The following is a 26,212-nucleotide window of genomic DNA, read 5'->3' on the forward strand; positions in this document are numbered from 1 at the left end:
GATCGTTCCTTCAATAGCCTAGCGCGCAGCCGTCCTTGCGAGGGTCCGATGCCCCCTGCAACACGCCAGTTTTCGCGTCGATCCTGATCGCCTGTGCGCCACCGACGGGCCGCAAGGGGCGGTCCAGCATGTGGCCCTTCGCGGCCAGCTCTGCCTGAACCTCGGGCGCATAGCCGTTCTCGATCCGCACCTCGCCCCCCACGGGGAAGCAGCGCGGCGCGTCGATGGCCTGCTGCGGATGCATCCCGAAATCGACGATATTGCTGAGATATCGGACATGGCCAATCGGCTGATAGGCCCCACCCATGACCCCGAAGGCGGTCAGGCTGCCATCGGCCTCGCGCATCATCGCGGGAATTATCGTGTGCATGGGGCGCTTGCCGCCCATGGCCTCATTCGGGTGGCCCTCTTCCAGCGTGAAGCCGCAGCCCCGGTTCTGGAACAGGATGCCGAAGCGGTCACTGGCGATGCACGACCCGAAATCCTTGAAAATCGAATAGATCAGCGACACCACCATCCGGTCGCGATCCACGACGGTGATATAGACGGTTTCCTTGTGGATGTTCTCGGCCTTGTCCTTGATCGAGGTCAGGGCCTTTCCGGGGTCGATCAGGGCGGACAGCGCCTTGGCCGTATCGGGTGACAGCATGTGGTCGAGATGCCGAACAAAGCCAGAATCGGCGATGAAGCGATCCCGCGCGTCGAAGGCCAGCTTCGCGGCCTCGATCTCCAGATGCGCGCGCTCTGCCCCATCAGGGTCCATCGCGGCGATGTCATGGCCTTCCAGCATATTCGCCATCAACAGCGCCATCGCGCCTGCCCCGTTCGGCGGCAATTCGATCAGTTCCGCCCCGCGATAGCGGGTACGGATCGGCGTGACATAGTCGCAGGCGGTCGCGGCGAAATCCTCCAGCGTGTGGGTGCCGCCAAGGGCGCGCAGGCTGTCGACCATATCTTCGGCCACCTCGCCCTCGTAGAACCCGGCGCGGCCCTCGCTTGCGATCCGGCGCAGCACCTCTGCCTGTCCGGGCACGCGAAAGCGTTCGCCCACGCGATAGGGGCGCCCGTCATTAAGGAAGATCTCGCGCGCGCGGCCTTTGAATTCATAGGCTTCCTCGCTCCAGTCCTGTGCCACACGCGGCGCGACGGGGATGCCCGCCTCGGCGTAGTGAATGGCGGGGGCCAGAACCTCGGCCATCGTCAGCTTGCCCATGTCGCCCTGCAACCGGCAGAACCCATCAACTGCGCCGGGGATCGTGACGGCAGCCGCCTCCCGTTCCGGCATTGTCTTGTACCCGGCGGCGCGCAGGTCGGCGGCGGACAACCCCGCCGGCGCGCGGCCGGAGGCGTTCAGCCCAACGATCTCATCGCTTTCGGGGCGTTTGACCAGGGCAAAGCAGTCGCCCCCGATCCCGGTCATCTGCGGTTCGCAAATCCCAAGCAGCACCGCAGCGCCAATGGCCGCATCCACGGCATTCCCACCCTGTTCCAGCAGGCTGATGGCGACCTTGGCCGCCAGAGGGTGGGACGTGGCGCACATGCCGTTATCGGCGAAGACCGCAGACCGTCCGGGAAGGTGAAAATCGCGCATTCTGACCTCTCGTATCGCTTCGGCGCTACGGTAGGACAATTGTCGGCGGTGACAAGGGGAGGCAGGGCAATGGACCTCGGCACCGCGCCACTGGGTGGGGGCTTTCAGACACGGCACCGAGGGAAGCCATTGCAGCTACCCTTCCCTTATCGAGGAGATTCCCGGCACGGGTGCGGAACAATTGGGGCATTTTCGAGAATGGTTAACCCATTGCGGAAACAGTTGCCGCGCAGGGTGAGTGTTGTTCAATCCCCAAGGGTAATCCGAAAGCTCAGCCGGTTGATCCCCTCGTCCCGGCTGTAGTCCAGCCCGGTCGTCAGGTCCCGGATAAGGGCCCATCCGAAACTGCCCTCTGGCAGATCCTGCAAGGCCAGCGCCTCGGGGGAGTGGCGGCGGGCAGGTGGCAGCGCACCGCCCGGCATCGGTGCGCCGAAATCGGTCACGCCGCAATGGATGAAACCGTCATGTACGGAAACGCTCAGCTCGATCCTGCCCTCACCCCTGTCCTGATAGGCATGTTCCACGACGTTGTTCAGTACCTCTGCCAGCACCAGTTCCAGCGTGAAAAGCTGTTCTATCGGCAGGCCAAGCTGAATGAGCGTCTGGTTCAGCCCAAGCAGTTCGACGCTGACAAGCGCCGGTTGTGCCTCGAACCGACGGGTGCAGGCCCACCCCAGAGCGGTGCCACCCGGGGGGTCCCCTTGCCGGGGTGATGGCAGATCCCGAACGCTCATGCCGCGGGGGCAACTCCGTGGGCGGCCAAGGCATCTTCCACCGACCCGTGGATGGGGAAAACCTGGTTCATCCGTGTCAGCCGCATGACCTTGTCCACCGCCGGGGTCAGACCCGACAGATCCAACTGCCGCCCTTCCCCCAGCAATTTGCGCGCCGCCACGACAGCCCCGAGCCCCGAACTGTCCAGGAAGGTGACGTTCTGCAAGTCCAGAACAACCGGCCCGTCCCAGTCGCGCACAAGGTCACGAAACCGGTCCTTGAACTGGATGGCGACAGAGGCGTCAATACGGTCGGGCACGACATGCAACAGCGCGATCGGCCCCTTAGGTTCCAATGTAATATCCATAAGCTGCGTCCTTTCGCTTGCCGCAAGCACCCTAGACAGCAATCCTTTCCAAACGGTATCCAACCCCTCGGGGAAGAAACGGAGAGTTTTATGGAAAACGTGGTGATCTGCGGCGCGTCCCGCACACCCATGGGCGGGTTTCAGGGGTGCTTTTCCGGCGTGACGGCGTCTGATCTCGGCGGGGCCGCGATCAAGGCCGCGTTGGAACAATCCGGCGCCGCAGCCAGCGATGTGCAGGAACTGCTGATGGGTTGCGTCCTGCCCGCCGGTCAGGGTCAGGCCCCGGCGCGTCAGGCCGGGTTCAAGGCCGGGCTCGGCCAGGATGTGCCCGCGACAACGCTCAACAAGATGTGCGGGTCCGGCATGAAGGCCGCGATGATCGCCCATGACCAGCTGGCGCTCGGCCACACGGATCTGATGGTCGCGGGCGGTATGGAAAGCATGACCGAGGCCCCCTACCTGTTGCCCCAGATGCGCGGCGGCGCCCGCATCGGCCATGGCCGCACCATCGACCACATGTTCCTCGATGGGCTGGAAGATGCCTATGACAAGGGTCGCCTGATGGGCACCTTCGCCGAGGACTGCGCCGAAAGCTTCCAGTTCACCCGCGAGGCGCAGGACGATTACGCGCTCGCCTCCCTGTCCCGTGCGCTGGAGGCGCAGGCATCGGGGGCGTTTGCCGATGAGGTGACGCCGGTTTCCATCGGGGGCCGTTATGGCGACCGATCCGTCACGGCAGGCGCACACGAGGGCTGGACGGTCGTGGCCGAAGACGAACAGCCCGCCAAGGCCCGCCCCGAAAAGATCCCGCAGCTCAAACCCGCCTTCCGCAGGGATGGCACGGTGACGCCCGCCAATTCCTCGTCGATTTCAGACGGCGCGGCGGCCCTCGTCATGGCCCGCGAAAGCGTGGCTACGGCAAAGGGCCTGCCGATCCGCGCCCGCATCCTTGGCCATGCCAGCCACGCGCAGGAACCGGGCTGGTTCACCACCGCGCCCGTTCCCGCGGCAGAGAAACTGCTCGCCCGCCTTGGCTGGTCCAAGGAAGACGTGGACCTGTGGGAGGTGAACGAAGCCTTCGCCGTGGTGCCCATGGCCTTCATGCACAAGATGGGCCTGCCCCATGACAAGGTGAACGTGAATGGCGGTGCCTGCGCACTCGGCCACCCGATCGGGGCCTCCGGCGCACGGATCATGGTCACCCTGCTGAACGCGCTTGAAAAGCGCGGGTTGAAACGCGGCATCGCAGCGATCTGCATCGGCGGTGGAGAAGGCACCGCCATCGCCATCGAACGCCCCTGATCCTTTCATCTTGGCCCAAATACCTCAGGGGGTGCGGGGGAGGATCCCCCGCGGGTCGACGCGCAATGCGCGGCGAAACCCCTGACAAAGGAGCAATCCGCCAATGTCCCTCGACTACGCCAGCCTCACGAAAACCATCGCCGCCCTCACCGATGGCGAAACAGATGAGGTCGCGCTCATGGCGACACTCGCCTGCGAGATCCATCACGCCGATGATCGCTTCGACTGGACGGGCTTCTACCGCGTGACCGAACCGGGGTTGCTCAAGATCGGCCCCTATCAGGGTGGTCACGGCTGTCTGCAGATCCCCTTCGACAAGGGCGTTTGCGGTGCTGCGGCCTGCACGGGCGAGGTGCAATTGGTGCCAGACGTCGATGCCTTCCCCGGCCATATCGCCTGTGCCTCCTCGACGCGGTCGGAGATTGTCCTGCCGGTCCGCAACGCGGCGGGCGAGATCATCGCGGTTCTCGATATCGACAGCGACCAGCCCGATGCCTTCACCGAGGAAGACACGAAGGGCCTCTCCGCCATCCTTTCCTCGGTATTCTCACGGTAACCTCTCCACCGGGCGGCTTTGGTGCACAAACCGGGGTTTGAGCACACGCCCCCCTGTGACCGGAGGAACTCTGTCGCGGGGGTACCAACTGCGAGGGAGCGGTTGCGCACCGCGATACGGTTCTGACGTTCGGCGACCCGCCGTTCGCAGTCTCGGGCCCCAAGACCGTGGCCAAGGAGATCAACGCAGTTCATCTTCGTCTCAGTGCAGCCCCTGCAGTGATATCCGGCCACTTCTATCCAGAATGCCCGCTCGAGATATCTACAGGCTCTCACGCCATCGTTTCGCGCGATAGCACCCGCCGTGGCTGGCTTCCAGACTTGGGCAGCTATCCGCGACAGCAAAGAGCCATTCATGCGCCCTTGGTTTTAGCATAGTGGCGAGCGGCGGCGGCCCCCGAGCGGCGATCTCTTTGTGGCTCGGGATTCGTCATTTTGACCTGAGCTTACACACGCAATGCCTTCCACGTGCGTGCGGTAGCCTTGATGCCACTTGCGGAGGCTCGTAGATCATTGAAAATATTGGTCGGAGTGAGAGGATTCGAACCTCCGACCCCTGCCTCCCGAAGACAGTGCTCTACCAGGCTGAGCTACACTCCGACCGTGCCGGGCGGGATAGCGGGGGAATCGCGCCTTTGCAAGGGGGATTTCACCGGCTTGCTTGATCCCGCGCGCAATCCCTGCAAGAAGGCAGGCAACCGACAAGACGAGCGATATCATGGAAAAAAACGCCTCCATCCTGCTGACCGGCGGCACCGGGTCCTTCGGGTCCCATTTCGTGCCGATGACGCTGGAGAAATACGACCCGGCCCGCCTGATCATCTATTCGAGGGACGAGATGAAGCAGTGGGACATGGCCAAGAAATATGGCGATGACCCACGGGTGCGTTTCTTCATCGGTGATGTGCGCGACCGGGAGCGGCTGTATCGCGCGCTCGACGGGGTGGATTACGTGGTCCATGCGGCGGCAACCAAGATCGTGCCAACCGCCGAATACAATCCTTTCGAATGCGTCAAGACCAACATCAACGGCGCGATGAACCTGATAGATGCCTGCATCGACAAGGGCGTGAAGAAATGCGTGGCGCTGTCGACCGACAAGGCCTCGTCTCCCGTAAACCTCTATGGCGCGACCAAGCTGGCCTCGGACAAGCTGTTCGTGTCGGGAAATTCCTATGCAGGCAGCGACGGGTGCCGCTTTGCCGTGGTGCGCTATGGCAACGTGATGGGGTCGCGCGGGTCGGTCATCCCCTTCTTCAAATCCCTTGACGCGGGGGCGATGCTGCCGATCACAGACACCCGCATGACCCGCTTCATGATCACCCTTCCGCAAGGCGTAGAACTGGTCTGGCATGCGTTCGAAGACATGGTCGGCGGAGAGATCTACGTGAAGAAGATCCCGTCGATGAACATCCTCGACATCGCCGAGGCTTGCGTACCGGGATGCGAGCACAAGGTTGTCGGCATCCGCCCCGGTGAAAAACTGCACGAGCAGATGATCGGCGAAGAGGACGCGGCGCATACTTTCGAGTACCCCGAGCATTTCAAGATCCTTCCGGCGATCCACAACTGGTCAACCGATGCGGGCCGGATCAAGGATGGGGTCAAGGTGCCCGAGGGCTTTTCCTATGTGTCTAACACCAACCCGGACTGGATGTCGGTCGAGGAACTGCGCGCCTGGATCGAAACCAACGCGGACACGATCGGGCATTTCTGATGGGCGACACGGGCTTCATCCCCTACGGCCGGCAGGACATCTCGGAAGACGACATCGCCGCCGTGGTCGAGGTGTTGCGGTCTGACTTCTTGACGCAGGGCCCCAAGGTGCCGGAATTCGAGGCCGCCATTGCGGGTGCGACCGGCGCGGCCCATGCGGTGGCGGTGAACTCCGCCACCTCGGCGCTGCACATTGCCTGCCTCGCGCTTGGCCTGAAACCCGGCGGGCTGGTCTGGACCGTGCCTAACACCTTCGTGGCCTCAGCCAACGTGGCGCGGCTTTGTGGGGCGGACGTGGATTTCGTCGATATCCGGGCCAGCGATTACTGCATGGACCCGCAGGCGCTGGAGGCAAAGCTTTCAAGTGCGGACCGCAAGCCCGATATCCTGATCCCGGTGCATTTCGCGGGCCAGTCGGCGGATATGAAGGCCATTGGCGCCATCGCAAAGGCCCATGGCATCCGGGTGATCGAGGACGCCAGCCACTGCATCGGCGGGCAGTACAACGGTCAGCCGATCGGGGCGTGTGAGTTTTCCGACATCTGCGTGTTCAGCTTCCACCCCGTGAAGATCATCACCACGGCAGAAGGCGGCCTGGCCACCACGCAGAACGCGGGGCTTGCCGCCGCGATGGGGCTTTACCGGTCCCACGGCGTGACCCGCGACCCGGACCTGATGGAAACCGCGGATGCGGCGCCATGGGAATACGATCAGGTCGCACTTGGCCTGAACTACCGCATGACCGAGATGCAAGCCGCTCTCGGAGTCAGCCAGACCCGGCGGCTTGCGGATTTCGTGGCGCACCGGCAGCGGATGGCAAAGCGATATGATGCCCTTCTGGCCGACCTGCCGCTGATCCTGCCGTGGCAGAACCCCGACAGCTATTCGGCGCTGCACCTTTACCCGGTCCTGATCGACACGGACAAAACCAACCGCACGCGGCGCGAGGTCTTCGACCATCTGCGCGCGGCGGGGATCGGCGTGAACGTGCATTACATCCCGGTTCACACGCAGCCCGACTATCAGAGGCTTGGCTTCCGGCGCGGCGATTTCCCGGTGTCGGAATGGTACTATGACCGCGCGATTTCCATCCCGCTCTATTACGGGCTGAATGAGACCTTGCAGGATCGTGTCATTGCCGCACTGGCCGAGGCACTGGCCTGACCCTGCCGCCTGCGTATCTTATTGATCGTCCCGGTCCTCGTCGCGGTCCCGATTGAGGAACGAGGCCACGCGTGGTGCGCTCGGTGTGCCCACGCGGGATCTCGACCGCAGAACCGGCTGGTTGGAACTGCCTTTGCGCTTGTCCTCACGCAGGACGATATAAAGCCCGGAAGCTATGATGATCCCGGTGCCGATCATGGTCATCTTGTCGAGGCTTTCGCCAAAGAACAAGGCGCCGAAAATGCTGGCCCAGATGATCTGCGAATACTGCATCGGCGCGACGATCACCGCCGGGGCCAATCGGTAGGCTGCCACGAGGCAGGCCATGGCGATCAGCGCAAGCAGCGCCACAACGGCAGAGGCACCAAGGTCGATCAGTTCGACCGGCACATAGACGAAGGGCAGCAACGCCCCCATCACCACGAAATTCACCAGCAGCGGGTAGAGTTGCAGTACCACCGTCCGCTCGGCCCGTCCGATCTTGCGCATGATGACCGAGCTGAAGGCACTGAAGACAGCGCCAAGCAGCGCGGCGGCGTGGCCGAAAGACAAGGGGGCTGCGCCCGGTTGCAGCACGACGATCACCCCTGCCAGTCCCACCAGGACGGCCATCGCCCGGTGCAGCCCGACCCGTTCCCCCAATAGCGGGATCGCCAGCACCGTGACCAGCAGCGGCATCGCAAAGAGGATCGGATAGACCTGCGTCAGCGGCAGAACCGAAAAGGCATAGAATGCACCGGCGGCCCCAAGGGCACCGCTGACAGTACGCGCCGCCGTCCACCACGGATGCACCGGCACCAGTGACCCGCCCTTCGAATCGCGGATCATGACGAAAGTCAGCAGCGGGAAGCTGAACAGGACCGTAAAGAAGATGATCTGGATCGGGCTGTAGGTGCCACCCAGAACCTTGATGACCACATCATGGGTGGCGAAAATCGCGAAAGCAGAAAGAGCGAGAAGAGAGCCTTTGGCATTTGGCGGCATGGAATGTCCTGTTGTACGCTAACAGTCACAGGCTTAGGCCGGTGCCGGGTAAAGGGCAAGCCGCGGTCTCAGGGACAGGGGGTTGCCAGCCAGTCTTCACTACCGCCACGTGCGCATTGCTGCTGGAACCCGTAGGCGGTCAGCGCCCATGCCCCGGCATCCGTGCGGATCAGCTCGAATCTCTGGCGCACGGCGGATACGGAATCGTCCGCAAGCCCGGACTCGGTCAGCACGATGACCAGTCGCCCGGTGTCGTCGACCTCGGACAGCAGCTGCAATTCAGGCCGGCCCTCGCCATCGGGAAACCCGATGATCCAGTCCTGTACCAAACTCATCGGCTGATCGTGGACCAGTTGGGCAGGCAGGCGAAAGTCGGAATGGCCGGGAAGGATCTGCACGTCTTGTGCCGCGGCGGGTGCGGCACAGAGGCAGGCAAAAACAAGAAATGAACGGATCATGAAAAGACCTTTCGGGTTGGGACCTGGCCTAGCCTATCCCAACCCGCAGGTTCACGTCGAGCGCCCGTTGCCTTACAGGCTCGCATCCAGCTTGGCGACGATTGCATCGCCCATTTCGCTGGTGCTCACGGGGCTGACACCCTCTTCGCCCAGAAGGTCGGCGGTGCGCAGACCGTCGGCCAGAACATCCTCGACGGCCTTTTCCAGACGATCCGCCTCGGTGCCCATGTCGAAGCTGTAGCGCAGCGCCATGGCAAAGCTGAGGATGCAGGCAATCGGGTTGGCCTTGCCCTGACCCGCGATATCGGGGGCAGAACCGTGGACGGGCTCATAAAGCGCCTTCGGGCGGCCGTTTTCCATCGGCGCGCCAAGCGAAGCCGAGGGCAGCATCCCGAGCGACCCGGTCAGCATTGCCGCCGCGTCGGACAGCAGGTCGCCAAACAGGTTGTCGGTCACGATCACGTCGAACTGCTTGGGCCAGCGGCAGAGCTGCATGGCGCCGGCATCAGCGTACATGTGGCTCAATTCCACGTCCGAATACTCGGCCTGATGCACCTCGGTCACCACGTCGCGCCATAGGATGCCCGATTCCATCACATTGGCCTTCTCCATCGAGCAGACCTTGTTGCCGCGCTTGCGGGCCAGTTCAAAGGCAGACCGGGCGACGCGGGCGATCTCGGATTCCGTATAGCGCTGCGTGTTGATGCCGACGCGTTCATTGCCTTCCTTGATGATCCCGCGCGGTTCACCGAAATAGATGCCGGAGGTCAGTTCACGCACGATCATGATGTCGAGCCCGGCGACCACGTCCTTTTTCAGCGACGAGAAATCGGCCAGCGCGTCGAAACACTGCGCCGGGCGCAGGTTGGCGAAAAGGTCCATCTCCTTGCGCAGGCGCAGAAGGCCGCGTTCGGGCTTTACGCTGAAATCGAGATTGTCGTATTTCGGGCCGCCCACGGCGCCAAGCAGGACGGCATCGACCTCCTGCGCCTTGGCCATGGTGTCGTCGGTCAGCGGCGTGCCATGGGCGTCGTAGGAACAGCCCCCCACCAGCCCTTCGCTGACATCGAAGGTGACATCGCGTTTGGCGCCGTACCAGTCGATGATCTTGCGCACTTCGGTCATGACTTCGGGGCCGATGCCGTCACCGGCAAGGATAAGAAGCGAAGGGTTGCTCATGGGGTCATCCGTCCTTGATCTTGGGTCGCATCCGCGTAACGGCTGCGCGCCCTAGGGTCAAGAAAGGAAGGGGGAAAGCCCTTCTGCCAAAGCATCCCATATGCGGGCTATGCGCGGCGTGTGCCGCAGACGTTCATGAGTCGTCAGCCAGACCGGCAGGGTCGGCAGCGGCACATCGGGCAGGATGCGCGTGACGCGGGGGTCGCGGTCGGCAACCGGGCATTGGCCAAAGCCCAGCCCGGCCCCGGCACAGACCAGTTCCCAATAGGCAACCTGATCGTCGGTGCGGACCGGAAAACTGTCGCGGGTCACCTCCAGCCCAGCGTCCCGAAATCCACGGATCAACCGGTCATCGCGATCATAGCCGACGATATCATGATCCATCAGTTCGGCGAAGCCGCGGGGAACGCCGCGTCGCGCCAGATAGGCCGGTGCCGCATAGATCCCTAGCTGAAGGTCTCCCAGATGCCGGGTCATCATGTCCAGCTGCTCGGGGCGGTACATGCGCAGAGCGATATCAGCCTCGTGGAACAGCAGGTTCTCGGACTGGTCCGAGGCTACCAGTTCAAGCTCGATCTCGGGGTGGCGGGTGCGGATTTCCGCAAGGATTGGGGGAAGCAAGTGAACAGAGACGAAAACGCTTGCCGTAATGCGCACGGGTCCGGCCATGCGCGCGTCACCCCCGGCGGCGGCCAGCGCCACCTGTCGCGCGCCTTCGCGCATTGCTTCGGCACCGGGGCGCAACTCCCGCCCCAGTGCGCTGAGGGTCAGGCCCTTCGGGTGCCGGTCGAACAAAGCGCCCCCGACCTGGTTCTCCAGCAGCCGAATATGGCGCCCGAGCGTCGGCTGGCTTTGCCCGGTGTCTCGGGCCGCCGCGGACAGGGATCCGGTTTTGGCCACCGCAAGGAATGACCGCAGAAGGGTCCAGTCGAGGGGCAGATATTCCATTCATAAATGTATATCACACCGCCGATTTTTCGCAATACACACGTCAAATTCGAATACCTATTCTGATGTCGATCGAATGGATATCAACGCAGGATCCAGTACCATGCCACGAACAGCCCTCATCCTTGGTGCATCCGGAAGCTTCGGTCACAACGCGGCACAGGCTTTCGAGGAAGCCGGCTGGACCGTCCGCCGGTTTGACCGCAAGACCGGCGACATGATCCGTGACGCGCAAGGCGTCGATGTGATCGTCAACGCGATGAACCCACCCAATTACCATGCGTGGGACAAGCTGATTCCACAGATCACCGGCCAGGTTCTGGCAGCGGCAAAGGCCAGCGGGGCAGCTGTCCTTCTGCCGGGCAACGTTTATGTCTTCGGTGATCAGCCCGGCCCATGGAGCGAAACAACCCCGCATCGCCCGATTGCCCGCAAGGGCCGTGTCCGGGCGGAGATGGAGGCAGCATATCGACAGGCCGCGCAGGACGGTGTGCAAGTGATCATCCTGCGCGGTGGTGACTTCGTAGATCCGGACAGCCCCAATACCGTGTTGAATCTCGTATCGCTCAAGGCGGTGTCAAAGGGTCGGATCACCTCCCTCGGCCGCCCGGATGTTCCGCGCGCCTACGCCTATCTGCCCGATATGGCGCGGGCCGCTGTTGCATTGGCTGAACGGCGTCGCAGCCTTTCGCTCTTCGAGGATGTGCCGTTTCCGGGCCATACCTTTTCCATGACCGAACTGGCCTCTGCCCTTCAGGCACAGATGGGGCGTCCGTTGCGCATGCGCGGGTTTCCCTGGTGGGCCTTGCGTCTGGCCTCGCCGGTCTGGGAACTGGCGCGCGAGCTGACCGAGATGCGGTATCTTTATGACACGCCGCATCGGTTGGACGGCACACGGTTTCGCCAGGTGCTGCCGGATTTCGAGGAGACGTCGTTTGGGAAGGTTGTGAAAAGTCACCTGCCCAAGGGACAACGGGCCGGGTCAGGGAAGAGCGATGTCCACCCAGACGAGGCGATGGCGTGACGCGCCATTGCCATCCTCACCGCCGAGCAGGGGCCAGTCCGGGCTGTTCCGTGAGGGCCAGAAAACGCCGCTTGCGGTGATACTCAGATCGGCGGAGGGCAGGATATAGCTGACGCGCAGATTGCCGGGGTCGGGCTCGGACCAATCGGCGGTGTCGGTGGGGTCGCCCACCTCTGCCCCGCCGGGGCTGGTCGGTGCCGGGTCTTGCAGACGCGGGTGCGACAAGGCTTCGATCAAGGCCCCTCGCCGCGCCTCCCCATCCACGGGATCGGCGTTCAGCACTCCCATCAACACGAAGCGAGAGTCGAGCGACGGCGTATCGGATGGGGACCATCCGTCGATACGGTTCAGCCAGAACCGGAGCTCATCCTCGTTGCGGTGACCGTTTCGATCCTCTGGCCCGTCAAAGACCGGCGGCGTGGCGTGAAGGGTCAACAGGCGCAAGGGTCCGTCAACGGTGACGATGTCAATCTCCCATGCTGCGACGCTGGCCAGCCGCTGTACCGAAAGCGCGCCCATTGGCAGAACCTCTGCCGCGCGCCCGTTCGGCAGGTCCTGCCACAAGAACCCGGAATGGTCGTATACCTCTCCGATCGGCAGGCGAGACAGCACCGCCATGCCGCCCTGCCCGGTAAACCGGCCATAGCCCTGAGCATCCCGCGGCCGGCCAAGCCGCCCGTCGCCGTCGATGTCGAACCCGGTGGGAACGCCGGTATTCGGGGGCAGTGACAGGCGAAAGGGGTAGTCGGCCCCTGCCCGCGCAAGACGCGCGACAAATGCCGCAAGGGCGTGCTGTTCGAAGTCGTGGTCGAAACCCTGGAGCACCAGAATATCCGCATCGGCATTCACGATGACCTGCACCACGGCGGCAACCTGCGGATCCTCCCCCCGCAGAATATCGCGCAGCAACAGGCCGGGGCCATCGCGGGACAGTTCTGTATGGTAGGTGGCAATGCGGATCTGGTCGGCGTTGGCGGGCATGGCTGCCATCAGCAGCCACAAAAGGATCAGACCGGCGCGAACTCGCCCTGCTCTGCCATGTCGCGGACCAGTTTCTTGCGCCGTTCCGTGATCATATGCGCGATCCGGCCCATGGCCATGCCGCGCATCAGAAGGGAAACGGGAAGAACGCTCCATAGGGTGACTGTCCAGACCAGCATGATTGGCGACGCCCCAAGGGAAATGCCGAGATTGCCGATCCCGTAGCTCGCCACGACCGGCATCAGGAATGGCAGCAATATTCCTAAGATCAGGTTAATACGAGAGTCTCGGATCAGACGTGCAACGACATCTCCCCCCGCAGTGGGGTCGAATGTGGGCAGGTTGACCCAGACATTGAAGCTGGTGTTACGATTGGGCCAGCTTTTCAGCCGCATCAGGATGGCGAAGACGCTGATCGTCACCAGCCCGATCAGGAAGCTGAGGCCCCCCATCGTGCGCAGCATCGTCAAGTCTGCCTGCGTTGCGCCCTCTGGCAGGAAAACCTGAAGCAGCCAGATCGGGCTGTAGGTAAAGTCCAGCGCATGGGCCAGCACCAACCCGGTGGCGTTCACGATCAACGTCAGCGTGCCCGAATTGTCCGGTGACGCCGCGACAAGGCTCAGGAAGAAGAGCGTGATGAAGATACCGATGACGCGCACCCGGTTGAAGGGCGGTGCATCGCGGAATTCGATCAGTCCGGGGTAGGTAGACGCGTATTCGGAAAAGGTGAACATGGCAGCGAACAGCGCCACGAGCATCACGACCTGATTGCCGTCCGGCGACATAGCCGGAAGGAGCAGGGACGGTGTGGATATGACGATCATAACAAGAATCGCCCGCACCACAGCGCTGGATAGCTGTGCGATCACTGCCTCAAACCCTCAACCTGGACGGACCTGTTTTTGGTGGCCCTTATTCCGGTCTTGACCCGACTGCCATCGGATTGCCTCATTTGCCACGATCTTGCCCATATTCGCCCCAATTCGCAAGTGCCTGACTCTTCGTGAGGAATCACTATGGCGATTTTGGGATGCGAACTGTCGCCCGATTGCATCACCGGGCAAAAAAATTGCCCCCCGGCAAGGCCGAGGGGCTACATCTTGTTGTCAGGCGAAATTCAGACCCAAGGGCGGGCTTGGGCAGCCTTGCTCTCGAATGCCTCGATCGAGGCAGATTTTTCCATGGTCAGGCCGATATCGTCCAGCCCGTTCAGCAGGCAATGCTTGCGGAAGGCATCGACCTCGAAGCTGATCGTGCCGCCATCGGGACCGCTGATCGTCTGGTTTTCAAGGTCTACGGTCAGGGTCGCATTGGCACCGCGTTCCGCGTCATCCATCAGCTTGTCGACTTCTTCCTGCGGCAGCACGATCGGCAGGATGCCGTTCTTGAAGCAGTTGTTGAAGAAGATGTCGGCAAACGACGGCGCGATCACGCAGCGGATGCCGAAGTCGAGCAGCGCCCAGGGCGCGTGTTCGCGCGACGAACCGCAGCCGAAATTGTCACCGGCGACAAGGATTTCCGCATTCCGATAGGCGGGCTTGTTCAGCACGAAATCGGGGATCTCGTTACCCTCGCCATCATAGCGCATCTCGTCGAACAGGTTCACCCCGAGGCCGGACCGTTTGATGGTCTTGAGGAACTGCTTGGGGATGATCATGTCGGTATCGACGTTGATCAGGGGCATCGGCGCGGCAATGCCGGTCAGTTTGGTGAACTTGTCCATGTTTCCGGGTCTCCTTCACATCCGCGAAGGGGCATAGCGGCAATGCCGGGGCAACACAAGACGCGCCTTAACGTGCGGGCACCTCGAAGGTCAGCGAGGCCCAAAGCGTGTGCCAGACGGCGGCGCTGTCAGCGGTCGGTTCCACCTCTAGCAGCGTGACCGCGTCGACCAGATAGGCATGCCCGGGTTCCACCGGCAGAACGGCACGGCCTTCGGCATCTGTGCGGTGCAGAGTGATGGTGACCTCACCCTCGGCGTCACGGTCGAACAGTTCCACCTGAGCGTCGGCGCGAGGGGCGCCCTCTAGGAAAAGCTGCACGGGAAACCCTTCTGACAGATCGTCCGTATAGGGATTGGCCAGCGCCACAAATTCCGTGCGCAGCCCATATTCCCGGTCAGCCCCTTCGCCATTGCCCGCCGCAACCAGACTCTTGGCGTGACGGCTATAGCTTTCCATGAAGCCAGTCATCGGTAGCCCACGGGCAAGGTGGCGTGCCTCTATGTCGGGGAAGTCCTTGTGTTCCGCGAACCGAAGAAAGCTTTCCCATTCATCATAGGTCAGCCTGCTGTCAGTGGTTTCATAGAGGATAACAGCCAATCCTTCGCCATGGTCTTCGACCATAAGAGCGGGATTCTGACCAAGCCTGCCTTCCACGTCGGTCACATCCGTCCCGAACGCCAGTTCGAACCGGGTAAAGTTGCGGCTCAGGTAGGAAAGTGACCCACCTTCGAAACTTTGTCCGACCCGCAAACGTGCCTCCAACGGGTCGTCGCTGCCGACGGCGAAATCCAGCGGTTCGATCCAGAATTCATGGGCAGCACTGGGAATGGCTGGCAGCAGGGCCAGATTTAAGGCAAACAGGGTGCGAATGAGGTGATGCATGAGACTTTCCGTTATGTTCCTTAAGATGGTGGCCCGATTGGCCGCGCTGTCAATTCTCCTTTTCGTGATGGCCGCGCCGCAGGCCCGCGCACACGAGATTGATCCGGCGATTTCCGATATTTCCGTGACACCCGAAAGGGTGACGATCGACATTCGGCTGTCGCTGGAATCGATCCTGGCCGAGATGGACCTGGCGTCGATCACTGAAACGACTTTGTCTCCTGTGGAAGAAATCTATGACGAACTGCGGGCCACCAGCCCCGAAACGCTGCGTGCCGAGCTGGATGAATTCTGGCCGCGCATGGCGCAGCGAATTTTCATCGAGGTGGACGGAGAACGGATCACGCCAGAGTTGATCGGTGCGTCGATCCCGGAGATCGGCGATTTTGAGCTGGCTCGCACGTCGACCATCACGATTGCCGCCGATCTGCCCGAGGGGGATGCCCCCGTTCGGTTCGGATGGGTGGCGCTCTATGGCGATCTGGTCGTGCGTCAGGTCGGTGGCGGCGAGGATGCCTACACGGCCTTCCTGTCCGATGGCGACCTGTCCGAACCCCTGTCGCGGATCGAGATTCGCACGGAAAGCGCGGGCGCTGTCTTCCTGCGCTACATCCCGGTCGGGTTCGAACATATCGTCCCGCTTGGGATTGACCATATCCTCTTCGTGCTCGGGCTGTTCTTCTTCTCGCTCCACCTGCGGCCGATCCTGTTTCAGGTGACGTCCTTCACGCTGGCGCACACGATCACGCTGGCCCTAGCCAGCCTCGGGATCGTCACCATACCGGGCAGCGTGGTGGAACCGTTGATTGCCGCCTCGATCGTCTATGTGGGGGTCGAGAACATTCGCGGGCATACAAACGTCAAGGCGCGTACCGCCCTGGTCTTCGTGTTCGGGCTGCTGCACGGGCTTGGCTTTGCCAGCGTGCTTGGAGACTTCGGGATTACTGCCAGCCACTTTGCGGCGGCGCTTGTCGGGTTCAATATCGGGGTCGAATTCGGACAGCTTGCGGTGATCTTCGTGGCGCTCGCGTTGATCCTGATCGCGGTGCGGCTTGCCGGGTTCGCACCGCTGCCAGAGGATGAACAACCAGTGCGCCAGACCCAGGTAATGTACCGCGCGGTTTCGGTTGTGGGGTCCGTCATCATCAGCCTGATCGGGGCCTGGTGGACCATCGAACGGGTGTTCTTCTGATCAGGCCGATCTGCGGGCAGCCGGGGCCTGTGCCGGGGCGGGTGGTTTCTTCATCACCCGCGCCCTTGGATCCGGGATGGCGTGGCGCAGGGCATCTGGCATGCGGTCGTCGCCAACATAGACTTCGCCTTCGACCACGAAACTGGGCGTGTCGAACACGCCCCGTTCCCGTGCTTCTGCCGTTGCGGCCTCGAAGGCCTGACCGATCACAGCGCCTTCAGCCCTCGCGATCACGCGGTCCGGGTCTTGCCCCAGTTCGGTCAGCGTCTTGCTGAGATTCGGTTCCTGACCTGCCGGGTGCCCGTCATGAAACCAGTGCCCATAGGTCCTGACCACGTAGTCAGCGACCCAGCCTTCCTGCGCGGCTACGACTGCAATCCGATTGGCGATCTCGTATCCGAGCATTGGGAACGGGGCGGGCAGGCTTGGGGTAAGTCCGAATTTCTTGGCCTGCCGTCCAATATCCGTCCACATATAGGCAGTGCGAACAGGCTTGTCCGTATAGGGGTGATAGCCATGTTCCTTCATGATCTGGCGGGCAGAGAAGGGACGCCAATCGACCTGAACCCCGGTCTTGGCAACGATCCGGGGCAGGCGCATGACCGACAGGTAGGTGTAGGGACTACCGATGGAAAACCAGAACTCGACCTTTTTCATGTTTTGACCGATTTGCATTGTTAATGGCACAGCGTCCGAATTGACGATTGCCATAAAACAGGAAAACCCGGCATTTTTATGCCGGGCATTCCAAACAGTTCTGCAAATGCGGATTTACATGAGGTCGCGCACATCCGTCAGCTTGCCGGTGATGGCGGCGGCGGCGGCCATGCCGGGGCTCATCAGGTGGGTGCGGCCACCGCGGCCCTGACGGCCCTCGAAGTTGCGGTTCGAGGTCGCCGCGCAGCGTTCGCCCGGCGCCAACTGGTCGGGGTTCATGGCCAGGCACATGGAACATCCCGCGAGACGCCACTCGAAACCGGCCTCCTTGAAGATGTCGGCAAGCCCTTCTTCCTCGGCCTGTGCCCGCACAAGGCCAGAGCCGGGTACGACCATGGCGCGGATACCGTCCTTGATCTTCTTGCCCTTCAGGATCGCGGCGGCGGCGCGCAGATCTTCGATCCGGCCATTGGTGCAGGACCCGATGAAGACGGTGTCGATCTCGATCTCGGACAGCGGGGTGCCGGGCTTCAGCCCCATATATTCCAGCGAGCGCGCCGCGGCGTCGACCTTGCCGCCCTTGAAGTCCTCGGGGTTCGGCACGGTTGCCGTGATGGGCAGCACATCCTCGGGGCTGGTGCCCCAGGTGACGACGGGGGCGATATCCTCGCCCTTCAACGTGATGACCTTGTCCCAGTGAGCGTCGTCATCGGAATAGAGCGTCTTCCACCACGCAAGCGCGGCTTCCCACTGGGCCCCTTTCGGAGCGTGGGGGCGACCGTTCACATATTCATAGGTCTTTTCGTCCGGTGCGATCAGGCCCGCGCGTGCGCCGCCCTCGATCGCCATGTTGCAGACGGTCATGCGGCCTTCCATGGACAGGTCGCGGATCGCCTCGCCACAATACTCGATCACGTAGCCTGTGCCGCCGGCAGTGCCGGTCGCGCCGATCACGGCAAGGGTGATGTCCTTGGCGGTCACGCCCGGCTGAAGCTTGCCGGTGATTTCAACCTTCATGTTCTTGGATTTCTTCTGGATCAGCGTCTGCGTGGCCAGAACATGTTCCACCTCCGACGTGCCGATCCCGTGCGCCAGCGCGCCGAATGCGCCGTGAGTGGCGGTGTGGCTGTCGCCGCAAACCACGGTCATGCCCGGCAGGGTCCAGCCCTGTTCGGGGCCGACGATATGCACGATGCCCTGACGGATATCGGTCACAGGGTAGTAGTGAATGCCGAACTCCTTGGCGTTGCTGTCCAGCGCGGCCACCTGGATGCGGCTGTCTTCCGGCATCTGATCGGGGTTGTCGCGGCCCGGCGTGGTCGGCACGTTATGGTCCGGAACAGCGATGGTCTTGTCGGGCGCGTGCACCTTGCGGCCCGCCATGCGCAGGCCCTCGAAGGCCTGTGGGCTGGTCACTTCATGCACGAGGTGGCGGTCAATATAGAGCAGGCAGGTGCCATCCTCGGCCTCATGGGCCAGATGGGCATCCCAGATCTTGTCGTAGAGCGTCTTGCCGGTCATTGGGGTATCTCTCTTGCGGGTATGGACTGTGTCTCAGGGGGAAGGGATCACAGCCCGGCTAGGCCGCTGACCCGCCCCGAGGCGCAAAGACCGTGAAACCGCCAGGGCAGGCGCGTCCGGTCGTCCATGTCGAAAATCCGTGTCATCGCCCATGGCAGATACACTCCGGATGACCGATTGCCAAGGGTTCCGCTTGCCCGGATGGCCGATAAGCCTCATGATTTCCACAACAGGAAAGGACAGGCATGGAGCCAGAGGAAACCGCCCCACCGGCCACGCCGGAAGCCGCAACGGAGACTCCGGTGGACGCCTCTGAAAACCTGGCCGATATCGGCCTGAGCCTGTTCGGGCAGGCACAGGCGTTTCTGGAAAGCCTGCTGCGGCCGTGGAACGCTTATCAACTCGCGATTGCGGCGGGTCTGCTGCTGGCGGCGTGGCTGCTGCGAAAGGTCTTTGGGCCGCGCATACGGGCCTGGATGGCAGCACGGCAGGGCTGGCCGATGTGGCGGATGCGGATCCTTGCCTTCATCAACAAGCGGATCATGGGGATCTTCTTTGTCCTGCTGATCTGGCTGACCGTCTGGATCATGCGAGAGGTCACTTGGCCAAGCCGGTCCTATATGCTCGGTATCATCGCCCGGCTGGCCACCGCCTGGCTGATCGTGACCTTCGTCACCCGCTTCGTCCATTCGCCCATCATGCGCACGATCCTGCGCTACGGGGCGTGGATCTATGTGACGCTGTCAATCACCAGCCTGACAGATGAGGCGGCGACGCTGCTGGACAGCGTCGGCTTCGACCTGGGCGAAGGGATGCGCCTGTCACTGTTGCTGGTGGTGCAGGGCTTCGTCCTGGTGTCGGCCCTGCTGATCGGTGCGCGGTTCCTGTCCAAGACCACCGCGACGCGCATTCAGAAGAACGAGGACATCTCGCCCTCGATGCGGGTGCTGGTGATCAAGGCGGTGCAAGTCGTGCTTTACGGCGCGGCTCTGTTTGTCGGGCTGAACGCCGTAGGGGTGGACCTGACCGGACTGGCCTTCCTGTCGGGGGCCATTGGTGTGGGCCTGGGCTTCGGCCTGCAGAAGGTCGTGTCGAACCTCGTCTCCGGCATCATCATCCTGCTCGACAAGTCGATCAAACCCGGCGACGTGATCAGCCTGGGCGACACGTTTGGCTGGATCAACACGCTCGGCGCCCGTTATGCCAGCGTGGTCACGCGGGACGGCAAGGAATACCTTATCCCGAACGAGGACCTGATCACCAACCAGGTCGTGAACTGGTCCCATTCCGATGCCTATGTGCGGCTCGATATCCATTTCGGCACCTCCTACACCGACGACCCGCACAAGGTGCGGCAGCTGGCGATTGATGCGGCCAGAAGCGTGGACCGGGTGCTGAGCCACAAGGCACCGGTTTGCCATATCGTGGGCTTCGGGGATTCCTCGGTGGATTACGTCCTGCGCTTCTGGATCGAGGACCCGACCGGCGGGCTGACCAACATTCGGGGAAATGTGTTTCTGGCTTTGTGGGACACATTTCATGAACACGGTATCTCGATCCCCTTCCCGCAGCGAGAAGTGCGGATGTTGCCCGAGGCCGAATGACGTCGCGCAAGGTACCTGTGCGTTCCTGTGGCTGGTCTTTGCCCGTGTGTGAGATAGCTTTCACGGGATGATAATCGGTCAGGTGGAGTATTGAGCATGGCATCGGGCAAGCTACTGGGGATCTGCGGATCGCTTCGGGCGGGGTCCTACAACCGCAAACTGCTGCGAGAAGCGGCGCGGATCTATGATCCGGCGGAGTTCGTGGAGGCCGATCTGCACCTGCCGCTCTATGACGGGGATCTTGAAGAGGCGCGCGGTATCCCCGCATCGGTGCAGGCACTGGCGGATCAGATTTCAGCGGCGGAGGCCGTGGTGATCTCGGGCCCGGAATACAACAAGGGCCTTTCCGGGGTTCTGAAGAACGCGCTCGACTGGGTCAGCCGCACCAAGGGCAGCCCCTGGCGGGATAAGCCGGTTGCGATCATGGCGGCAACGGGCGGCCGGGCTGGCGGGGAACGGACTCAATGGACATTGCGCCTGTGCCTTTTGCCATTTCGCCCAAAGCTGATTTCGGGGCCGGAGGTTCTGGTCGGCAATTGCTCGACCCAGTTCGATGAGGACGGGCGACTGGTAAATGAGCGCTATGAAGCAGCCCTTTCCGAGCTGATGGGAGAGCTGCGTAAGGAGATCATGCGCGGCTGACTTGTGTGGTTTCGCTGCCTTCGGCATCGACCCGGGAGCGGCCCTCCTCAACCCCCGGCTTGCGCCGGAGGCCTCGTCGGTCCGCGTTGCCACGGAAGTGTGGCGAGGGTTGTGTGAGTATATCTGGCCGATGGTCCGGTTGCGGGGGCGGGATGCCTCCGGCGGGAGTATTTGGGCAAAGAAGAAGGGCTATGTTCCGGGGATGGAGGCCTCGACCCGGAAGCTTTCGGGGATATTGTCCTCTCCGTCGAGGATGAGATCGGCCATGAGCTGCCCGACAATCGGGGCCATGCCGAAGCCGATCTTGAAGCCGCCATTGGCGATGAACTGTCCGGGGCGACCGGGCCAGGCCCCCAGCATCGGCGCACGGGACCGGGCGCGGGGGCGCAGGCCTGCCCATCTTTCCAGCACCGGGCGTTCGCGCAGCGCGGGAACGAGGCGAATGATCCGGCCCAGGATATCGTCAAGCCCGCCATCGCAGCGTGTGGGGTCGGTGAACTCGCGTTCGGTGGTCGAGCCAATGGCGGTGGTACCATCCGCATGGGGGATGACATGCAGACCGTCGACATAGATCTGCGGGCAGTCGCGGGCGTCATAGTCGAAGATCGCGGATTGGCCCTTGATGGGGGTCCCCACAGATTTGCCAAGCTCTTTTGACAGGGCAACAAGCCCGGCGGCCCCGGTGGCGTGGACGATCTTGCCTTGTTCGGGCGCATCCGTGGTGATCTCGACGCCCCGTGCGCGAAGGGCTGCGGCAAGTGCCGATGTCGCCTTTCTGGGATGCGCCCGGCCGGTCAGCGTGTCGTGGATCACGAGACCCGAGGTTGTGACAGGTGCGAAGGAGCCGAAATCGCGGACATCGCGGATCTGCCAGCTGTATTTCCCGCGCCACAGCTCCTCGGCATTGCGAGCGCGTTCGGTGGCGATCTCCAGCACACCGACCGGCTGGATGCGGCCGGTGCGCGCGTAGCCCGGGTCCTCGCCGCCCACGTCCGCCACCTCGGCCCACATCGCCTCTGCCATATCGAGGCTCTGGAACTGCAACTCCTTCTTGTCGTTCCAACGTTCCGGCGTATGAGGGGCAAGCGCGCCAACGAGCCCGCCCGACGCCCCGGCCGCCACGCCATTGGGGTCGATCACCCTTACAGACGCCCCCCGCGACACGCAGGCCCAGGCCACAGACAGGCCGAAAATTCCCGCCCCTCTGACCGTCACATCCACCATGATCGCTCCTGCTTGCCGAACCGGACGGAACCCTTCATAGGTCAGCCCATGGACAAAGCCCAGACAGACCGGACACTCTGGCGGGACAATGGCGTGCCCGTGTCGGAACGGTTCGACGATCCCTATTACTCGCTGGACAATGGGCTGGCCGAGACCCGCCACGTGTTTCTTGACGGCAATGACCTGCCCGCGCGATTCCGGCCTGGCTTCCATATCGCCGAGCTTGGGTTCGGAACCGGGTTGAACCTGATTGCAGCGCGGCTGGCCTGGATGGCCAGCGGAACGCCGGGCCGTCTGCGCTTTACCAGTTTCGAGGCCTTCCCGATGCCACCCGAAGACGCGCTGCGCGCCCTGTCGGCGTTCCCTGACGCCGCAAACTTGGCAGGGGACACGGCTGAAATGCTGGCGGACCCGCAGAAGCCCCTGATCCGCGATGATATCGAAATGCACCTGATCACAGGCGATGCCCGTAAGACCCTGCCCGCATGGAAGGATCAGGCGGATGCGTGGTTCCTCGACGGGTTTTCGCCTGCCAAGAACCCGGAACTGTGGGGGGCTGATCTGATGGCCGAGGTCGCCCGCCACACGGCCCCCGGCGGCAGCTTCGCCACCTACACGGCGGCGGGCGATGTGCGACGCGCGCTTGTCGCTGCCGGGTTCGACGTAACGCGGGTGCCCGGCTATGGCCGAAAGAGGCATATGAGTACGGGGCGCAAGAGATGAGCGAGCAGAACACGCGGGCCGGCATCTGGCTGATGGTGCTGACGACCTTCATCTTTGCCATGCAAGACGGGATCTCGCGCCACCTGGCCGGGGAATACAACGTTCTGATGGTGGTGATGATCCGCTATTGGTTCTTTGCCAGTTTCGTGATGGTCGTGGCGTCGCGCAAGGCGGGCGGGCTGCGCGCGGCGGCGGCGACAAGCCAACCGTGGTTGCAGGGGTTTCGCGCGGTTCTACTGGTCGCGGAAATCTGCGTGGCGATCCTGGGCTTCACCCTGCTTGGGCTGGTCGAAAGCCATGCCGTGTTCGCCTGCTATCCGCTGCTGGTCGCGGCACTCTCTGGCCCGGTTCTGGGCGAACAGGTGGGCTGGCGGCGCTGGACGGCGATCGGCATCGGTTTCGTCGGAGTTGTGATCATCCTGGAGCCTGGCTTCGGCGTCTTCGATCCTCTGGCCATCGTGCCCCTCGTTTCGGCGCTGATGTTCGCACTCTACGGTCTGCTGACGCGCTATGCCGCGCGCAGGGATATGGCGGCCACCAGCTTTTTCTGGACCGGAACCGTGGGGGCAGTGGCCATGACAGCGGTCGGCATCTGGTTCTGGGAGCCGATGACAGGGCGCGACTGGATCTGGATGGGGGTTCTCTGCCTGACCGGGGCGGCAGGGCATTTCACCCTGATCAAGACCTATGAACTGGCCGAGGCCAGCGCGGTTCAACCTTTCGCCTATCTGCAGCTTGTATTCGCATCCACACTCGGGCTCGTTGTTTTCAATGAAAACATGGAGCTCAACGTGGTGATCGGTGCGGCAATCGTTGTGGCCGCGGGGCTGTTCACGCTGTGGCGGGCGCGGGCCCTTGAAGCCGACGAAAGCTGATCCTTTCATCTTGGTGACAAATACCTCGGGGGAGTCGCGAAGCGACGGGGGCAGAGCCCCCTTCAACGGACTGCGCCTGAGAGAAGCATTTGGGGTGGCGGATCGGTACCGCCTGGATCGCGCCCCGAAGGCACGGCGAAACCACCGTCCCGGTGCTAGCGTTGCCGCAAGAGCCCGGTCAGCGTCTGGTCCGGCAAACGCCCGGTCAGCAGAGCGTCATAGATCCGCATGCTTTCCGTCACCCGCATCACGTAGTTCCGGGTCTCGCGGAAGGGGATCGACTCGATCCAGTCGACCACGTCTACATCCGGGTCGCGCGGGTCTCCGAACGCTTCCATCCAGCGTTCCGCCCGGCTCGGGCCCGCATTGTAGGCGGCGGCGATCAGCACCGGGTTGGGGCCAAACTCCTCGATCAGGTAGTCGAGATAGGCCGCGCCGAGCGTGGCGTTGAAGGCCGGGTCCTCGTGCATCCGGCTCTCGCTGAAGGCGACGCCAAGTCGGCGCGCCATTTCGCGTCCGGTGCGGGGCATCACCTGCATCAGCCCAAGCGCGCCCGCGTGGCTGACAACCGTCGGGTCGAACTCGCTCTCGCGCCGGGCGATGGAATGCACCAGCCGGTCCGACACCGGCAGGTCGTAGGCCAGCAGGTCCGATGACAGCGGATAATAGGCGCGCATGATTTCGTGGCCCATGGTGGCGGCGCGCTTGGCGATCATCAGGGCGATATGCGGTTCATTCAGGTCCAGCAGCATCGAGGCCAGTTGTCCGGCTTCCTGTCGGGACAGGCTTTCGGTCAGATGTGTCCAAAAGCGTTCGGCAAGGGCAATCTCGCCAGCCTCAAGCAGCCGCACCGCAGCGCGGAAGACGCTTGTCCGAACAAAGTCGGCCTGCCGCCAGTCGCCGAAATCCTCCTGCCCCAGAAAGGCCGGATCCGTGGGCAGCCCGCCACGCTCTGCTGCCAGTTGCCCGTAGAAGCTCGACTGGAAGCGTGCCCCGAGCGCATAAGCTTGCGCTGCGGCCTCCTCATTGCCAAGCGCCTCTTGCGCGCGGCCGAGCCAGTAGCCGGCGCGACCCATGGAGATCGGGGATTCCACAGCCTCGGTGAAGTGCGAGAAATGTTCCGCCGCAGTCGCCGCATCGCCCATCCGCAAAGCGGTGTAGCCGGAAATCCATTCCAGGTCCGAGTAATTCACGTAATCGGTCGCGGGGTCGATATGGTGATTGGCAGCCACGTTATAGGCAGTCTGGAAATCCCCGTCGCGCATCAGGTCGCGGGCCAGAGCGCGGCGGCGGTTGGCCCATTCTGATGGACGGCCAAGCGCGGTGGCGGAGCTGGAGGTCTCGCGAATCAGGCTGGTCGCACTGCTGGTCAGCCCTTCTCGCATCCGCCAGACGAAGCGTTCATAAGCCAGACCGGGATCGCCACGCAGCGCGGCGGGCACGGCCTCGATCGCCGCATCCACGCCGGGGCGGCGGGCGCGCAGCAGCAGGCGTGCCTCTGCCAGCCGCTCCCATCCATCGCTGACCAGCGGGTACATGCGCCGGGCCTGCGTGGCCTCGTTTTCCCACAGCAGGTGATCCAGCCGCGATTCATGGTGGGTGCGCAGGGTGCGCGGCCAGTCGATCATGAACTGGTCATGTTCCGCCTCGGAAAGAGACATCGTGGTCCAGGCGCGGATCGCTTCGGCCATGGCGTCTTCGCGGCGGTCTAGCTCCCACAGGGCGGCAGCAAGGCGCAGCGAGCCCCACCCGGTTTGCGGCGTCTGATCCTCGAAATAGGCGATAACCGTCGCGGCAGGCGTGGTTTCCTCGATATTCCGCTCGCCCTGCCGGATCAGGTAGGGCAGGCCGGGCCAGTCGGGATTTTGTGCGAGGAAGTCGAAATACTCGCTCAGCTCCCCCTCGCCCTGTCGCAGCCTGATCCATGTCACCACATCGGCGGCTGCGGAATCGGTCACGCGGGCCTGTGCCTCGGCAGCCGACGGATAGTCGCGGTCGCCTAGGGCTTCGATAGCCTCGGCCAGCGCTTCGGGGGTCGCCAGCGCCGGGACAGGCAGGCAGGTCAGGAAAAGGCTGAAAAGAATTCGTCGCATCATGCCACCGGTTTGTAACTATCCTTAAAGGATAAGGCCTCAGCCCTTGCTTGCAACTCACTTACTTGGCAATAGGCGGACGGCGACCCGTC

The 26,212-nt window shown here is 63.0% G+C and carries 25 protein-coding genes, 1 tRNA gene and 1 pseudogene; 10 read left to right on the plus strand and 17 right to left on the minus strand.

Annotated elements, in window-relative coordinates; all coding sequences use genetic code 11:
- Nucleotides 1-10: 10 nt before the first annotated feature.
- From BKY26_RS06375 to BKY26_RS06385, 3 genes are all read right to left on the minus strand, one after another.
- Nucleotides 11-1,591 carry a gamma-glutamyltransferase family protein gene (locus BKY26_RS06375; protein ID WP_071689570.1) on the minus strand — a complete coding sequence of 527 codons (1,581 nt, stop codon included), beginning with the start codon at nt 1,589-1,591 and terminating at the stop codon, nt 11-13.
- Nucleotides 1,592-1,836: 245 nt separating this feature from the next.
- Nucleotides 1,837-2,325, minus strand: coding sequence for an ATP-binding protein (locus BKY26_RS06380; protein ID WP_083431343.1), 489 nt, complete (start codon nt 2,323-2,325; stop codon nt 1,837-1,839).
- Nucleotides 2,322-2,672, minus strand: coding sequence for an STAS domain-containing protein (locus BKY26_RS06385; protein ID WP_071689571.1), 351 nt, complete (start codon nt 2,670-2,672; stop codon nt 2,322-2,324). Before BKY26_RS06385 ends, BKY26_RS06380 begins: the two co-directional genes overlap by 4 nt.
- 90 nt (nt 2,673-2,762) lie before the next feature.
- Here BKY26_RS06385 and BKY26_RS06390 point away from each other — a divergent pair, with 90 nt between their 5' ends.
- Both BKY26_RS06390 and BKY26_RS06395 read left to right on the plus strand, forming a co-directional pair.
- Nucleotides 2,763-3,974: an acetyl-CoA C-acyltransferase gene (locus BKY26_RS06390; RefSeq protein WP_071689572.1), complete on the plus strand. Its 1,212-nt coding sequence runs from the start codon at nt 2,763-2,765 to the stop codon at nt 3,972-3,974.
- Nucleotides 3,975-4,077: 103 nt separating this feature from the next.
- Nucleotides 4,078-4,530, plus strand: coding sequence for a GAF domain-containing protein (locus BKY26_RS06395; RefSeq protein ID WP_071689573.1), 453 nt, complete (start codon nt 4,078-4,080; stop codon nt 4,528-4,530).
- A 68-nt stretch (nt 4,531-4,598) separates the two neighbouring features.
- Here BKY26_RS06395 and BKY26_RS20605 read toward each other — a convergent pair.
- A pseudogene (locus BKY26_RS20605) lies at nt 4,599-4,856 on the minus strand (IS5/IS1182 family transposase); the annotation flags it as partial.
- Nucleotides 4,857-5,052: 196 nt separating this feature from the next.
- Nucleotides 5,053-5,129, minus strand: a tRNA-Pro gene (locus tag BKY26_RS06400).
- A gap of 118 nt (nt 5,130-5,247) precedes the next feature.
- On the opposite strand from BKY26_RS06400, the gene pseB reads away from it, so the two are divergent.
- Together pseB and pseC are read left to right on the plus strand one after the other, a co-directional pair.
- Nucleotides 5,248-6,246 carry a UDP-N-acetylglucosamine 4,6-dehydratase (inverting) gene (gene pseB, locus BKY26_RS06405; RefSeq protein ID WP_071689574.1) on the plus strand — a complete coding sequence of 333 codons (999 nt, stop codon included), beginning with the start codon at nt 5,248-5,250 and terminating at the stop codon, nt 6,244-6,246.
- Complete coding sequence (pseC, locus tag BKY26_RS06410) at nt 6,246-7,409, plus strand: UDP-4-amino-4,6-dideoxy-N-acetyl-beta-L-altrosamine transaminase (RefSeq protein ID WP_071689575.1); 1,164 nt, start codon at nt 6,246-6,248, stop codon at nt 7,407-7,409. The genes pseB and pseC overlap by 1 nt, the downstream gene beginning before the upstream one ends.
- Nucleotides 7,410-7,427: 18 nt before the next feature.
- Here pseC and BKY26_RS06415 read toward each other — a convergent pair whose 3' ends face one another.
- From BKY26_RS06415 to BKY26_RS06430, 4 genes are all read right to left on the minus strand, one after another.
- Nucleotides 7,428-8,393, minus strand: coding sequence for a DMT family transporter (locus tag BKY26_RS06415; protein WP_071689576.1), 966 nt, complete (start codon nt 8,391-8,393; stop codon nt 7,428-7,430).
- Between the two features lie 68 nt (nt 8,394-8,461).
- Nucleotides 8,462-8,851, minus strand: coding sequence for a hypothetical protein (locus BKY26_RS06420; RefSeq protein ID WP_071689577.1), 390 nt, complete (start codon nt 8,849-8,851; stop codon nt 8,462-8,464).
- A gap of 72 nt (nt 8,852-8,923) precedes the next feature.
- Nucleotides 8,924-10,030: a 3-isopropylmalate dehydrogenase gene (gene leuB, locus BKY26_RS06425; protein ID WP_071689578.1), complete on the minus strand. Its 1,107-nt coding sequence runs from the start codon at nt 10,028-10,030 to the stop codon at nt 8,924-8,926.
- Nucleotides 10,031-10,087: 57 nt separating this feature from the next.
- Nucleotides 10,088-10,978, minus strand: a complete 891-nt coding sequence (locus BKY26_RS06430; protein ID WP_071689579.1) for a LysR family transcriptional regulator — start codon at nt 10,976-10,978, stop codon at nt 10,088-10,090.
- Nucleotides 10,979-11,081: 103 nt separating this feature from the next.
- Between BKY26_RS06430 and BKY26_RS06435 the strand changes: the two genes are divergently transcribed.
- Nucleotides 11,082-12,002, plus strand: a complete 921-nt coding sequence (locus tag BKY26_RS06435; RefSeq protein ID WP_071689580.1) for an NAD-dependent epimerase/dehydratase family protein — start codon at nt 11,082-11,084, stop codon at nt 12,000-12,002.
- Here BKY26_RS06435 and BKY26_RS06440 read toward each other — a convergent pair.
- From BKY26_RS06440 to BKY26_RS06455, 4 genes are all read right to left on the minus strand, one after another.
- Nucleotides 11,961-12,983 (minus strand): endonuclease/exonuclease/phosphatase family protein, encoded by a 1,023-nt coding sequence (locus tag BKY26_RS06440; RefSeq protein WP_227434952.1) that lies wholly within the window; start codon nt 12,981-12,983, stop codon nt 11,961-11,963. The genes BKY26_RS06435 and BKY26_RS06440 overlap by 42 nt on opposite strands.
- Nucleotides 12,984-13,009: 26 nt before the next feature.
- Nucleotides 13,010-13,768, minus strand: coding sequence for a hypothetical protein (locus BKY26_RS06445; RefSeq protein ID WP_245764431.1), 759 nt, complete (start codon nt 13,766-13,768; stop codon nt 13,010-13,012).
- Between the two features lie 332 nt (nt 13,769-14,100).
- Nucleotides 14,101-14,706, minus strand: coding sequence for a 3-isopropylmalate dehydratase small subunit (gene leuD, locus BKY26_RS06450; RefSeq protein WP_071689582.1), 606 nt, complete (start codon nt 14,704-14,706; stop codon nt 14,101-14,103).
- A gap of 67 nt (nt 14,707-14,773) precedes the next feature.
- Complete coding sequence (locus tag BKY26_RS06455) at nt 14,774-15,589, minus strand: DUF4198 domain-containing protein (RefSeq protein WP_071689583.1); 816 nt, start codon at nt 15,587-15,589, stop codon at nt 14,774-14,776.
- Between BKY26_RS06455 and BKY26_RS06460 the strand changes: the two genes are divergently transcribed.
- On the plus strand, nt 15,588-16,781 hold the full coding sequence (locus tag BKY26_RS06460; protein WP_227434956.1) for a HupE/UreJ family protein: 1,194 nt from the start codon (nt 15,588-15,590) through the stop codon (nt 16,779-16,781). The genes BKY26_RS06455 and BKY26_RS06460 overlap by 2 nt on opposite strands.
- Here BKY26_RS06460 and BKY26_RS06465 read toward each other — a convergent pair whose 3' ends face one another.
- Nucleotides 16,782-17,456 (minus strand): 2-hydroxychromene-2-carboxylate isomerase, encoded by a 675-nt coding sequence (locus BKY26_RS06465; RefSeq protein ID WP_245764432.1) that lies wholly within the window; start codon nt 17,454-17,456, stop codon nt 16,782-16,784.
- A gap of 96 nt (nt 17,457-17,552) precedes the next feature.
- A complete protein-coding gene (gene leuC / locus BKY26_RS06470; RefSeq protein WP_071689586.1) occupies nt 17,553-18,959 on the minus strand; it encodes a 3-isopropylmalate dehydratase large subunit in 1,407 nt (468 codons plus the stop codon).
- Nucleotides 18,960-19,204: 245 nt separating this feature from the next.
- Between leuC and BKY26_RS06475 the strand changes: the two genes are divergently transcribed.
- Nucleotides 19,205-20,563 (plus strand): mechanosensitive ion channel family protein, encoded by a 1,359-nt coding sequence (locus BKY26_RS06475; RefSeq protein WP_083431344.1) that lies wholly within the window; start codon nt 19,205-19,207, stop codon nt 20,561-20,563.
- A gap of 96 nt (nt 20,564-20,659) precedes the next feature.
- Entirely contained in the window at nt 20,660-21,205 is a 546-nt protein-coding gene (locus tag BKY26_RS06480; protein WP_071689587.1) for an NADPH-dependent FMN reductase, read from the plus strand.
- 189 nt (nt 21,206-21,394) lie between these two features.
- Here BKY26_RS06480 and BKY26_RS06485 read toward each other — a convergent pair whose 3' ends face one another.
- Nucleotides 21,395-22,429 carry an NAD(P)/FAD-dependent oxidoreductase gene (locus tag BKY26_RS06485; protein WP_071689588.1) on the minus strand — a complete coding sequence of 345 codons (1,035 nt, stop codon included), beginning with the start codon at nt 22,427-22,429 and terminating at the stop codon, nt 21,395-21,397.
- 48 nt (nt 22,430-22,477) lie between these two features.
- Here BKY26_RS06485 and mnmC2 point away from each other — a divergent pair, with 48 nt between their 5' ends.
- Together mnmC2 and BKY26_RS06495 are read left to right on the plus strand one after the other, a co-directional pair.
- Entirely contained in the window at nt 22,478-23,152 is a 675-nt protein-coding gene (gene mnmC2, locus BKY26_RS06490) for a tRNA (5-methylaminomethyl-2-thiouridine)(34)-methyltransferase MnmC2 (protein WP_071689589.1), read from the plus strand.
- Nucleotides 23,149-24,027, plus strand: a complete 879-nt coding sequence (locus BKY26_RS06495) for a DMT family transporter (protein WP_071689590.1) — start codon at nt 23,149-23,151, stop codon at nt 24,025-24,027. Before mnmC2 ends, BKY26_RS06495 begins: the two co-directional genes overlap by 4 nt.
- Nucleotides 24,028-24,182: 155 nt before the next feature.
- Here BKY26_RS06495 and BKY26_RS06500 read toward each other — a convergent pair whose 3' ends face one another.
- Complete coding sequence (locus BKY26_RS06500) at nt 24,183-26,120, minus strand: lytic transglycosylase domain-containing protein (protein WP_071689641.1); 1,938 nt, start codon at nt 26,118-26,120, stop codon at nt 24,183-24,185.
- Nucleotides 26,121-26,212: the final 92 nt, after the last annotated feature.

Source organism: Nioella sediminis (assembly GCF_001879695.1).
In the GTDB taxonomy this organism is placed as follows: Bacteria; Pseudomonadota; Alphaproteobacteria; order Rhodobacterales; family Rhodobacteraceae; genus Nioella; species Nioella sediminis.